This is a genomic window from Stenotrophomonas sp. AN71, assembly GCF_050435725.1.
GTDB lineage: Bacteria > Pseudomonadota > Gammaproteobacteria > Xanthomonadales > Xanthomonadaceae > Stenotrophomonas.
On sequence record NZ_JBNDKU010000007.1, the window covers coordinates 111,381 to 122,987 of the forward strand.

11 protein-coding genes are annotated in these 11,607 nt (G+C 67.2%); 7 read left to right on the top strand and 4 right to left on the bottom strand.

Features of this window, described 5'->3' with window-relative positions; genetic code table 11:
* Positions 1-11 precede the first annotated feature (11 nt).
* The gene (locus ABH900_RS12725; protein WP_429623257.1) at positions 12-551 is read right to left on the bottom strand and encodes a C40 family peptidase; all 540 of its coding nucleotides are present in this window, start codon (positions 549-551) and stop codon (positions 12-14) included.
* A gap of 111 nt (positions 552-662) precedes the next feature.
* Here ABH900_RS12725 and ABH900_RS12730 point away from each other — a divergent pair, with 111 nt between their 5' ends.
* The 7 genes from ABH900_RS12730 to ABH900_RS12760 all read left to right on the top strand — a co-directional run bounded on the left by ABH900_RS12730 (position 663) and on the right by ABH900_RS12760 (position 7,240).
* Positions 663-1,145, top strand: a complete 483-nt coding sequence (locus ABH900_RS12730; protein WP_429623258.1) for an FKBP-type peptidyl-prolyl cis-trans isomerase — start codon at positions 663-665, stop codon at positions 1,143-1,145.
* Positions 1,146-1,244: 99 nt separating this feature from the next.
* A complete protein-coding gene (locus tag ABH900_RS12735) occupies positions 1,245-2,489 on the top strand; it encodes a DUF418 domain-containing protein (protein WP_429623259.1) in 1,245 nt (414 codons plus the stop codon).
* 3 nt (positions 2,490-2,492) lie between these two features.
* Positions 2,493-3,743 carry an NAD(P)/FAD-dependent oxidoreductase gene (locus ABH900_RS12740; RefSeq protein ID WP_429623260.1) on the top strand — a complete coding sequence of 417 codons (1,251 nt, stop codon included), beginning with the start codon at positions 2,493-2,495 and terminating at the stop codon, positions 3,741-3,743.
* Entirely contained in the window at positions 3,740-5,098 is a 1,359-nt protein-coding gene (gene gorA / locus ABH900_RS12745; protein WP_429623261.1) for a glutathione-disulfide reductase, read from the top strand. The genes ABH900_RS12740 and gorA overlap by 4 nt, the downstream gene beginning before the upstream one ends.
* A gap of 118 nt (positions 5,099-5,216) precedes the next feature.
* A complete protein-coding gene (locus ABH900_RS12750; RefSeq protein WP_429623262.1) occupies positions 5,217-6,137 on the top strand; it encodes a DMT family transporter in 921 nt (306 codons plus the stop codon).
* Positions 6,134-6,472 (top strand): MGMT family protein, encoded by a 339-nt coding sequence (locus ABH900_RS12755; RefSeq protein WP_429623410.1) that lies wholly within the window; start codon positions 6,134-6,136, stop codon positions 6,470-6,472. Before ABH900_RS12750 ends, ABH900_RS12755 begins: the two co-directional genes overlap by 4 nt.
* A gap of 93 nt (positions 6,473-6,565) precedes the next feature.
* Positions 6,566-7,240 (top strand): rhomboid family intramembrane serine protease, encoded by a 675-nt coding sequence (locus ABH900_RS12760; RefSeq protein ID WP_099588485.1) that lies wholly within the window; start codon positions 6,566-6,568, stop codon positions 7,238-7,240.
* A gap of 50 nt (positions 7,241-7,290) precedes the next feature.
* Here the strand turns inward: ABH900_RS12760 and ABH900_RS12765 are convergent, their stop codons facing one another.
* From ABH900_RS12765 to ABH900_RS12775, 3 genes are all read right to left on the bottom strand, one after another.
* Positions 7,291-8,874, bottom strand: coding sequence for a phytoene desaturase family protein (locus ABH900_RS12765; RefSeq protein WP_429623264.1), 1,584 nt, complete (start codon positions 8,872-8,874; stop codon positions 7,291-7,293).
* Between the two features lie 76 nt (positions 8,875-8,950).
* A complete protein-coding gene (locus ABH900_RS12770) occupies positions 8,951-9,445 on the bottom strand; it encodes a VOC family protein (protein ID WP_429623265.1) in 495 nt (164 codons plus the stop codon).
* A gap of 125 nt (positions 9,446-9,570) precedes the next feature.
* A complete protein-coding gene (locus ABH900_RS12775; RefSeq protein WP_429623267.1) occupies positions 9,571-11,580 on the bottom strand; it encodes a M13 family metallopeptidase in 2,010 nt (669 codons plus the stop codon).
* Positions 11,581-11,607 lie beyond the last annotated feature (27 nt).

The window sequence follows — 11,607 nt, forward strand, 5'->3', positions numbered from 1 at the left end:
GCCTGTTCAGCTTAGCGAAGGACACGTTTCGCGCCTGTGTAGTGATCCTTCCAATAGGGGCCACTGAGCGAGTCCAGACGTACAGTGCCGCCGGTGCTCGGCGCGTGCACGAACCGTCCCTCACCAACATAGATGCCGACATGGGTGACGCTGCCGCGGCTGCCGAAGAACACCAGGTCGCCGGTGGCCAGGCGCTGCGGATCGATCTTCGGGCCCTGTACCGCCGCCAGGTCGCGCGAGGTGCGCGGCAGCCGCAGGTCCAGCATCTCGCGGTAGACATAGGCCACCAGGCCACTGCAGTCGAAGCCCGAATCCGGGGTGTTGCCGCCGTAGCGGTAGGGGGTGCCGACCAGGCTGATGGCGCGCATCAGCACTGAATTGGCCGCCTCGGGGTTGTCCGGTACGGTCTTCGGCCAGTGGGCCGTCGGCGGGGGCGGCGCGGGGCGGGTCGCCTTGCCGCCTCCACAGGCGGTCATCAACAGGGGCAGGACCAGCAGCAGGGCCGGGGCAAGGAGCCGGCGCAGGCCGGACGAAACTGGCGTGATGTGCATGATCTCCGGATAATGCGCCACCTTGGATTGGCCGTCATGATGGCGGCGTCCCCGTCGGGCGACAACCCGCCCCAACCCGCCTGCCTCCGGCAGATCCAGACAGAGTTGCGCATGAAGATCGAAAAAGACCGCGTTGTCCGCTTCCACTACACCGTTTCCGAAGTCGGCCAGGAGCCGATCGAATCGTCCAAGGACCGCGGCGAGCCGCTGGCGATCCTGGTCGGCCACGGCAACATCATCCCGGGCCTGGAAAACGCCATGATGGACAAGGAAGCCGGCGCGACCTTCAACGTCGACGTCAAGGCAGCCGATGCCTACGGCGAGCGCCGCGAAGGCCTGTCCCAGCGCGTGCCGAAGAAGCACTTCGGCAACACCAAGCTGGCTCCGGGCCAGCAGGTCGTGCTGCAGACCAACTTCGGCCCGCGTGCAGTGACCGTGCAGAAGGTCGGCATGAGCGTCGTCGACGTCGATCTGAACCACCCCATGGCCGGCAAGGACCTGCACTTCGACGTGGAGATCGTCGATGTGCGCGAGGCTGGCAAGGAAGAGCTCGACCATGGCCACGTCCATGGCGACGGTGGTCACCAGCACTGATCGCGGCGCGATCGTGATGGCAGCAACGGCCCGCTTTGGCGGGCCGTTGCATATGTGGAACACGACGCTGCGCTCCATGGTGTACGGGCCAGCGGCATAATGGCGGACCTGCCAGACGGACGCCCTGTGAACGCCGTTTCTCCTTTCCTGCAGCCGGTGGCTTCCGGCGAGCGCATCGCTGTGCTGGACGTGCTGCGAGGTGCCGCGCTGCTGGGCATCCTGCTGATGAACATCGAGGCCTTCAGCGGACCGCTGGACCTGGCCTTCACCGGCATCGACACGCACTGGCAGGGCATCGATTACTGGGCCGATGCGTTCGTCTACGTGTTCGTGCAGGGTAAATTCTTCACCCTGTTCTCGCTGCTGTTCGGCGCCGGCTTCGCGGTGATGGCCCAGCGCGCCGACGCGGCCGGGCGCGCGTTCACCCCGTTCTATCTGCGCCGCAGTGCCGGTCTGCTGCTGATTGGCCTGTGCCATGCGCTGCTGGTCTGGTCCGGCGACATCCTTGTGCTGTACGCGCTGGCGTCGTTGCCGCTGCTGGCCTGCCGCGAGGCGCCACGCAGCTGGCTGCCGTGGATGGGGGGGATCGTCTATCTGGGCGGAGTGGCGATGATGCTGCTGATCGGCGCGATGGTGTCGATGGCTTCGGCGGACGATGCGCAGAAGATGCTGGTGGATGCTCAGCAGAGCATTGACTTGCAACGCCAGGTGTACGGACATGGCAGCTGGATGCAGGCCAACGTGCAGCGCTTGAACGAATTCGGCGCATCGTTGGGCGCAATGCTGATCAGCGGTCCGGAGGTGCTGGGCATGTTCCTGATCGGCAGCTGGTTTGCCGGCAGCGGTGCGCTGTCATCGCCTGAGCGCTTCACGAGGCTGTACGTGGTACTGCGCTGGGTGGCGTTGCCATTGGGCCTGCTGGTCACGCTGCTGGGCGTGGCGTGGAAGCCGTATCTGGCGCCCGGGGCCTACGACCTGCCGGTCACGGCAGCGATGGCGCTGGTGGCCATTGGTGGCCTGCCGATGTGCCTGGGCTACCTGGCGTGGATCGTGCACGCCCGCGCGCGGCTGGGGTGGCTGGCGCCGGTGGGTCGGATGGCGCTGACCCACTATCTGGGCCAGTCGCTGCTGTGTACCTGGCTGTTCTATCACTATGGCCTGGGGTGGTTCGAGCTGATGCCGCGCAGCGTGCAGCTGCTGTTCGCGCTGCTGCTGTTCGCGTTGCAGGTGGGAACTTCGCAGGTGTGGTTGCGCCGCTTCCGGTTCGGTCCGATGGAGTGGCTGTGGCGCGCGATGACGTATCGGCAGTGGCCGCCGATGCGGCGTGGGGCCGGGCAGGGCTGACCGGTGCAGGGCGCGCACGAGGATGTGATCGTGGTCGGTGCCGGTGCAGTCGGTCTTGCCACCGCGCTCGCGCTGCGCGCGAACGGTCGGCAGGTGCGCGTGATCGAACGGGGGCGCATCGGAGCGGCAACCTCGCATGGCAACTGCGGCACCATCACGCCCAGCCACGCGCCGCCGCTGGCAGCACCGGGGGTACCATTGCGTGCGCTGCGCTGGATGCTCGATCCGCGCGCTCCGCTGTATGTACGCAGCCGCCTGGACCCCGTGCTGTGGCGGTGGCTGCTGCAGTTCAGCGCGCGCTGCAATGCACGCCACTGGCTGCAGTCCACCCGCGCACGTGCCGCGCTGTTGAACGACTCACGGCTGCGCCTGGCCGAGTGGGTGCAGACGCATGCGCTGGACTGCGAATTCGACGCGCGTGGGCTGGACTACGCATTCGGCGATGCGCGGAATTTCGAGCAGCATGCTGCCGAATGCGAGGCGTTGAACGCGCAGGGCATCGCGACGGTCTGCATTGATGGGGCTGCCTATGCACGCGACAATCCGGCTTTCCATGACCGGCTTGCCGGTGCGATCCATTTTCCCGGCGATGCGCAGCTGCGCCCGGACCGCTACACCGCAGAGCTGGCGCGTGTGCTGCGCGCGCAGGGCGTGACGATCGACGAGCAGCTGGAGCTGCAGGATTTCAGTGGCGACGGGCACGGCGTGAGCGTACGTGCGGGCGGGCGCGTTCTGCAGGCGCGCGAGCTGGTGCTGGCGACCGGGCCGTGGTCGCCGCGCTGGGCGCGGCAGCTGGATCTGCGCGTGCCGATCCAACCTGGCAAGGGCTATTCGCTGACCTGGTCACGGCCGTCACAGGTGCCGCTGCGCCCGGTGGTGCTGAAAGACCATTCCGTGTTCGTGATTGCCTGGCGCGACGCGCTGCGGCTGGGCGGCACGATGGAGTTCGCCGGTGCCGACCCGCAGCTGCGTGCGACCCGCCTGCAGGCATTGCAGCACGCCGCCGACCAGTACCTGCGTGCGCCACGTGGCGCGCAGCTGCAGGAACAGTGGTGTGGCTGGCGGCCCATGAGCGTGGACGACGTGCCGCTGATCGGCCGCGCGCCCGCGCATCCTCACGTCTGGCTTGCAGCAGGGCATGGCATGCTCGGCATCAGCATGAGCGCCGGCACCGGCCAGCTGATCGCCGATCTCGTCTGTGGCCGCACGCCCGCGATCGATCCTGCCCCTTACCGACCCGAGCGATTCCGATGAGCACTACTCCCTATGATTACGACCTGATCGTCCTTGGCGGGGGTTCCGCCGGCCTGGCCGGTGCCATCCGCGCGGCGCAGCATGGCAAGCGCGTGGCGATGCTGGAGCCCGGTGAACTGGGCGGGACCTGTGTCAATGTCGGCTGCGTGCCGAAGAAGGCGATGTGGCTGGCGGCCGACCTGCACGAACGCATCGGCCTGGCCAGCGCAATGGGCTTTGACGTCAATCCGCGCCCGGCGCTGTCGTGGAAGGAACTGGTGATCCATCGCCAGGCCTATATCAGCAACATCCACACCAGCTACCACAAGCGCCTGGATGAAACCGGCGTGGTGCGCATTCCGGCACGCGGCCATCTGCTCGATGCGCATACCGTGGCCTGCAGCGATGGTGTGCGCTACAGCGCAGAACACATCCTGATCGCCACCGGTGCGCACCCGCTGCGTCCAGACATTCCCGGTGCCGAGCTGGGCCTGGTCTCCGACGATTTCTTCGATCTGCGCGCCGCCCCGGCCGAGGTTGCGATCATCGGCGGCGGTTACATCGCGGTGGAACTGGCCGGCCTGCTGCAGGCGCTGGGCAGCAGGGTCAGCCTGCTGGTGCGCGGCAAGCGGCTTCTGGAACGTTTCGATTACGAACTGACCGATCAGTTGGCCGAGAACCTGAAGCAGCAGGGCGTGCGCATCCATTTCAACTACCGCCTGCGTGAGCTGCAGCGCGAGGGCGAGCGTGTACGGACGTTCGGCCATGACGGCCCACTCGACAGCGTGTTCGATGCGGTGTTCTTCGCCACCGGCCGCCGTGGCAACAGCCGTGACCTGGGCCTGGAAGCACTCGGCATCGGCATCGGCGAGCACCAGCAGGTGGAGGTGGACGAATGGCAGACCACGCGCGTGCCGAGCGTGCATGCGGTGGGTGACATCGCTGGCAAGGTCGGTCTGACCCCGGTGGCGGTGGCTGCATCGCGGCGCCTGATGGACCGTCTGTTTGGTGGCCGCCCGCAGTCGAAGATGGATTACGAGAATGTGGCCAGCGTGGTGTTCTCGCACCCGCCGCTGGGTGCGGTGGGCATGAGCGAGGAAGAAGCGCGCGCACGCTTTGACCAGGTGAGCGTGTACCACAGCCGCTTCCGCCCGATGCTGCAGGCGCTGGCCAACGGTACCCAGCGCAGCCTGTTCAAGATGGTCTGTGCCGGTCCGGAAGAACGGGTGGTGGGCATCCATCTGCTGGGCGAAGCGGCCGACGAGATCCTGCAGGGTTTTGCGGTGGCGGTGAAGATGGGCGCGACCAAGGCCCAGTTCGATGACACCGTGGCGATCCACCCGACCTCGGCCGAGGAAGTGGTGCTGATGCGCTAAGCCGGGCCGTTGTAGAGCCGAGCGTAGGCTCGGCTCTACAGGGCGCCTGGCGCGCCCGTGCGACAATGAGCGTTCCCACATACCCCGTGGCCGCCCCGCGCGGCCCGCCGTCGTCCTGATGTCCAACCCCGCTTCCCGTATCGCCACCGCCTCCCCGCGCATCGCGCTGGGTGGCGTCGGCCTGGCCGCGATCGGCGCCATCGCCGCGTCCGGCAAGGCCATCATCGTCAAGCTCGGCCTGCGCCACGGCGTGGATGCCACCACGCTGCTCGCGCTGCGCATGCTGATGGCGCTGCCGCTGTTCGTGCTGATGGCGCTGTGGGCCGCGCGTCGTGCCGAACCGCTGTCCTGGGCCGATCGTGCCCGTGTGCTCTGGCTGGGTTTCACCGGCTATTACCTGTCCAGCCTGCTCGACTTCCAGGGACTGCAGTACATCAGCGTGACGCTGGAGCGGCTGATCCTGTACTTGAACCCGACCCTGGTGCTGCTGATCAACGTGCTGTTGGCCCGTCAGCGTCCGGGCCGCTGGCAGATCGGCGCGCTGGCGCTGAGCTACCTGGGGGTGCTGCTGGCCTTCGGGCATGACCTGCAGCGCGAAGGCGGGCAGATCATCGTCGGCAGCCTGCTGGTGCTGGGCAGCGCGCTCAGCTATGCGCTGTACCTGTTCGGCAGCGGCCAGGTGGTGGCACGCATCGGCGCGGTGCGGCTGACCGCCTACGCCAGCTGCGTGGCCGGCGTGCTGGTGCTGCTGCATTTCGCGGTGACCCATCCGCTGCCATTGCTGTGGCAGGCCCCAGCGCCGGTCCAATGGCTGTCGTTGGTCAACGCCACCGTATGCACGGTGCTGCCGGTGCTGGCGATCATGCTGGCGGTGCAGCGCGTGGGTTCGTCGCTGGCCGCGCAGGTCGGTATGCTGGGCCCTGTTTCCACCATCGTGATGAGCCTATGGCTGCTCGACGAACCGATGGGGCCGGCGCAGATCGCCGGCACCGTGCTGGTGCTGATCGGCGTACTGCTGGTGACCCGCCTGCGGCGCTGACGCCGGAGCAGGCACGTGCACGCATCCTGGCGGTGATCCGCGCGATCCCGGCGGGACAGGTGATGGGCTATGGCCAGGTGGCGATGCGTGCGGGCCTGCCCGGGCGCGCACGCCTGACTGCGCGCGTCCTCGGCCAGAACGACGACCCGGACCTGCCCTGGCACCGCGTGCTGCGCTCGGATGGACGCATCGCGATGGCGGAGGGCTCGGCCGGGTGGCGCGAGCAGTCGCAGCGGCTGCGTGCCGAGGGCGTGGTGGTGGAGAACGGCCGGGTGCGGATGCCGGCAACCGATCCGGCGGCGGCGCTGGATGCCGCCGTGTGGGGCCCGGGCTGAGCGCCGCTGGCGACTGAACGGGCTGCGCCTGCCGGTCGCCAACAAGACACGGTGCTGCGGCTATGATGGAGGCCGTTCCATGCCGGTACTCCCATGTTCCCGCGACTGCCCACCGTCACCAAGGCCCTGCTGATCGCCAACGCGATCCTGTTCCTGCTGCAGCAGCCGTTCCTGCTTGGCATGCAGACCTTCGAGCCGTTCATGCTGCAACCGCTGCAGCAGGGCTTCGACGCATTCTCGCCGGGCGGCAACTTCCAGCCGTGGCAGCTGCTGACCTATGGCTTCCTGCATGGCAGCTTCGGCCACCTGTTCTTCAACATGCTGGCGGTCTTCATGTTCGGCGCGCCGCTGGAGCAGACCTGGGGCGAGAAGCGCTTCCTGCTGTACTACCTGGTCTGCGTGGCAGGTGCCGGTGTCTGCCAGCTGCTGGTGGGGACGCTGTTGGAGAACCCGGCGACGGTACTGGGCGCGTCCGGCGGCGTGTTCGGCCTGCTGCTGGCCTACGGCATGCTGTTCCCGAACCAGCGTGTGATGCTGCTGTTCCCGCCGATCCCGATGAAGGCGCGTACCTTCGTGATCCTGTTCGGCGTGGGCGAGCTGGTGCTGGGCATGACCGGCTGGCAGCCGGGCGTGGCCCACTTCGCGCATCTGGGCGGCATGCTGTTCGGCTGGTTGCTGATCCGCTACTGGCGCGGGCAGTCGCCGTTCAACAAGCGTCGCCCGCCGGGCCCGCCGAAGCGCCCGAACCATCTGCGCAGCATCAAATGATCCGAAGGATCATCTGATGCTGTGGGTGCCGACCGTTGGTCGGCACCCCCTTAAAGATCCTGCAACACCACCTGCGCGGCATTGTGCCCCGGCGCCCCGGTCACGCCGCCACCGGGATGTGTTCCTGACCCACACAGATACAGGCCGGGCAGGGCACCGCGATAGCCGGCCTGGCCAATCATCGGCCGTGCCGAGAACAACTGGTTGGCACTGAGCGCACCGTGGAAGATGTCGCCACCGATCAGACCGAAGGCACGCTCCAGATCCAGCGGTGACAGCACCTGGCGGCCCAGTACGCTGTCAGCGAACCCCGGCGCATACCGTTCAACGGTGGCGATCATCAGATCGGCCACCGTTTCACGATGATCATCCCAGTGACGCCCACCGGGCAGCACCGGCGCCACGTGTTGGCAGAACAGGCTGGCGACGTGCTTCCCCGGCGGCGCCAGCGAATCGTCCAGCGTGCTGGGAATCAGCATTTCCACGATCGGTTCGCGCGACCAGCCGTCGCGACGTGCATCCAGCCAGGCGCGATCCATGTAGTCCAGGCTGGGCGCCATGATGATGCCGGCACTGAGGTGATCGCCGGGGCCGGGAAGGGCGTGGAAATCCGGCAGCCGCGACAGTGCCACGTTCATCCGGAACGTGCCGGAACCGCAGCGCCAGTTCGCCATGCGTTCGCGGGTAGCGTCCGGCACCTGCGCCGGCTCCAGCAACTGCTCGTACAGCAGCTTCGGATTGACGTTGGCGACCACCACGCGTGCGCGCAGGGTGTCGCCGTTGCTCAGCTCCACGCCCACTGTACGGCCCTGTTCGATCAGCACGCGCTGCACGCCGGCATCCACGCGCAGTTCCGCACCGGCCTCGCGCGCGGCAGCGGCAATCGCCTGGCTGATCGCGCCCATCCCGCCGATTGCATGGCCCCAGGCACCCTTCACGCCATTGCACTGACCGAACACGTGATGCAACAGCACGTAGGCGCTGCCGGGCGTGTACGGGCTGGCGTAATTGCCGACGATGCCATCGAAGCCGAACAGGGCCTTGATCGGCTCGCTCTCGAACCAGCGATCCAGGTACTCGGCGGCCGACAGCGTGAACAGGTCCAGCAGCTCCTGCCGCAACGAGGCATCCAGCGCTGCCAGTTCGCGGCCGAGGCGGCCCATCTGCCACAGCGCAGGCAACGCGCGCCAACCACCGGCAACGCCGGCATCCGGTGGCGCGCGCAGAGCCCAGGCGCGCAGCACATCGGCGAAGATCTCCAGGCGCGCTTCGTATTCGGGTAGCCGCTGCGCATCCCGCTCGGAGAACTTCGCGATCTCGGCCTGGGTGCGGCCCGGTGCCGACAGCAGGTAGCGCCCATCGGGCAGCGGCAGGAAGTTGTTGGCCGGGCGATTGGTGACGCGCAGCCCATGCGCATGCAGTTGCAGATCTTCAATCACCTTCGGCTGCAGCAATGACACCGTGTAAGACGCCACCGAGTTGCGGAAGCCCGGGTGGAACTCCTCGGTGACCGCCGCACCGCCAAGGACGCCGCGGCGCTCCAGCACCAGTACCTGCTTGCCAGCGCGCGCCAGATAGGCCGCGCAGACCAGACCGTTGTGGCCGCCACCGATGATGATCGCATCCCAGGACATCAGCACCTCGCAAAAAGGGGACGGAGGGGATTAAGTCGCAATTCGCATTGTGGCGCCGGAAATGGGGAGAAGCGACTTAATCCCCTCCGTCCCCTTTTTGGATTGCGGCCTGGATGGTGGCGATGTCGATCTTCTTCATCGGCATCATCGCGTTGAAGGCACGCTTGGCCAGGGCCTTGTCCTGGCTGGTCACCGCTTCGATCAGCATGCGCGGGCTGATCTGCCAGGAGATGCCCCAGCGGTCCTTGCACCAGCCGCACTGGCTCTCCTGGCCGCCGTTGCCGACGATCGCATTCCACAGACGGTCGGTCTCGGCCTGGTCCTCGGTCTGGATCTGGAACGAGAATGCCTCGCTGTGCTTGAACGCCGTGCCGCCGTTGAGGCCGACGCAGGGAATGCCGCAGACCGTGAACTCGACCGTCAGCACAGTGCCTTCCTTGCCGTCCGGATAATCGCCAGGGGCGTGATGCACGGCGGTCACCGCGCTGTCGGGCAGGAGGCTGGCATAGAAGGTGGCGGCCTCGAGCGCGCCGTTGTCGTACCAGACACAGATCGTGTTCTTGTGCGCCATGTTCGGGCTCCGCGATGGACGAAGCCGCAGCGATAGCACGCCGGCTGTTAACCCGGGATCGTGCTGCACCCGCAAAAAAAAGGGCGCCCGAAGGCGCCCTCTGGGTTACACCCGCAGACGATGGCTCAACGCCAGACCTTGATCTGCTCGGCCTCGCTGCGCTGCATCGGCTGGCCGGCCTTGCAGCTGAAGGTGGCGCCGAACGCCGGCAGGTTGGCCAGCGTACCGTTGCTGCGCCACACGCCCGGCGCGCGGATGTCGGCGGTCAGACGGCGCACGGCTTCGTTCGGCGACAGCTGCTGCGCCCACAGCGCCGACCAGGCGCGGAAGAAGCCCTGCTGTTGTGCCTGCTTGGCCTTCGGTTCCTGCGCGGAATAGGCCGCCCAGGCCAGTTCCAGGCCGGCGATGTCGGCCAGGTTCTCTTCCTGGGTGAGCGTACCGTTGACCTTGGCACCCTTCACGCCGGGGAACTCGTAGGCGCCGTACTGCGCAGCCACGTGGTTGCCGAGCAGGGTCCACGCGGTCTTGTCGGCCGGGGTCCACCAGCTGCGCAGTTCACCCTTGGCATCGACCAGTGCGCCCTTGGCATCGATCGCGCGGGTCAGCTCATGGCCGACCAGGCCACCGAAGCTGCCAAACTTGTCGGCAGCGTCAGCCTTGGCGTTGAACACCGGACCCTGCAGGATCGCGGCGGTGACGATCAGGCGGTTCTGTGCCAGATCGTAGGCCAGCGACGGCTGCTGCGGCAGCACGTCCCAGCGACGGTCGGCATTGCCCTTGCCGATGCGCTTCATTTCCTCGCGATGGCGCCAGGTCGAAGCGATCAGCATGTTGCCACCGAACGAGCCGCGCCCCATCGGCTGCACGCTGTAGTCGAGGTCGCGCAGCGGGGTGCCGATCTCGATCTTCAGCGCGGCCAGCTTGGCCTGGGCTTCGGTCTTGGCTTCGGCGCTCATCCAGCTGTTGTTCTTGACCGCTTCGATCTGCACTTCACGCAGCTTGTCGACGATCCAGGCAGCCTGGCGGCGATCTTCGGCCGACAGGTAACGGCTGGCATACTCGCGGCCGACCATCGGGCCGGCGGCCACGTTGATCGCGTCGAGCACGTTTTCCCAGCGCTGCGGCGGCAGCGTTTCGCCACGCAGCACGCGGCCGCGGAATTCGAACTCGGCGTCGCGGTAGGCCTTGGACAGGTACGGTGCCATCGAGTCGCCCACGCGCCAGCGCAGGTAGGCCTTCCACTGGTCCGGCTTGAGCTTGGTGACCATGCCGTCGAGCTGCTTGAACAGGCCCGGGTCGGCCAGCGAGACCAGGTCGTCCTCCACGCCCTGTGCCTTCAGGAAAGCGTCCAGCTGCAGGTTGCGATAGCGGCTGTTGAGCTCCTTGGTGGAGATCGGCGCGTAGTTGTTGAACGGGTTGTTGATGCCGGCCAGCGACTGCGCATTGCGTGCCAGCTCGGTTTCCAGCGCGATCACCGCCTGCGACTCGGCGTCCAGCTTGGCCGCCGGGGTGCCGGTCAGCGCCAGGATCTGCTTGACGTAGTTGCGGTAGCGGGCCATCAGGGCCACGGTATCGGCGTCGGTGCGGGTGTAGAACGCCGGATCCGGCAGCCCCATGCCGCCCTGCATGAAGTAGCCGATGTGGCGGTCAAGCGCCTTCAGATCGACATCCGGGCCGAAGTTGAAGGCCACCGGGATACCGACCTGGTGCAGCGCGGCGATCGAGGCCGGCACATCCTTGGCCTTCTTGATGGCGTTGATGCGGGTCAGCAGCGGCGCAATCGGATTGGAACCGTCGGCTTCCACGGCCGCTTCGTCCAGGCCACTGGCCCAGAAGTCGCCCAGCAGCTTCTGCACGTTGCCCTGCGGCGACTTCATCGATGCGTCGAGCAGCTCGCGCTGCTGCTGGCGGCTACGGTCGACCAGCTGGCCCAGCGCGGTGGTGGCACCGGTCTGCGGCACCGGATTGGCCTTCAGCCAGCCGGCATTGGTGACGTCGTAGAAGTCGCTGCACTGGGCGCTGACGGCCGGGGCGCGGGCGGCCTTCTTCTTGGCGGCGGCGAACGCATCGTGGGTCGGAACCAGGGTCGCCAGGCTGATGCCCAGGGCGATGGCAAGCGGACGGAAGTTGGGCATGTAGAACGAATCCGTGATGGATTGAGG

Coding starts and splice junctions, on each gene's coding strand:
- ABH900_RS12725 (WP_429623257.1), bottom strand. CDS start 551: ATGCACATCACGCCAGTTTCGTCCGGCCTGCGCCGGCTCCTTGCCCCG.
- ABH900_RS12730 (WP_429623258.1), top strand. CDS start 663: ATGAAGATCGAAAAAGACCGCGTTGTCCGCTTCCACTACACCGTTTCC.
- ABH900_RS12735 (WP_429623259.1), top strand. CDS start 1,245: ATGGCGGACCTGCCAGACGGACGCCCTGTGAACGCCGTTTCTCCTTTC.
- gorA (WP_429623261.1), top strand. CDS start 3,740: ATGAGCACTACTCCCTATGATTACGACCTGATCGTCCTTGGCGGGGGT.
- ABH900_RS12750 (WP_429623262.1), top strand. CDS start 5,217: ATGTCCAACCCCGCTTCCCGTATCGCCACCGCCTCCCCGCGCATCGCG.
- ABH900_RS12760 (WP_099588485.1), top strand. CDS start 6,566: ATGTTCCCGCGACTGCCCACCGTCACCAAGGCCCTGCTGATCGCCAAC.
- ABH900_RS12765 (WP_429623264.1), bottom strand. CDS start 8,874: ATGTCCTGGGATGCGATCATCATCGGTGGCGGCCACAACGGTCTGGTC.
- ABH900_RS12770 (WP_429623265.1), bottom strand. CDS start 9,445: ATGGCGCACAAGAACACGATCTGTGTCTGGTACGACAACGGCGCGCTC.
- ABH900_RS12775 (WP_429623267.1), bottom strand. CDS start 11,580: ATGCCCAACTTCCGTCCGCTTGCCATCGCCCTGGGCATCAGCCTGGCG.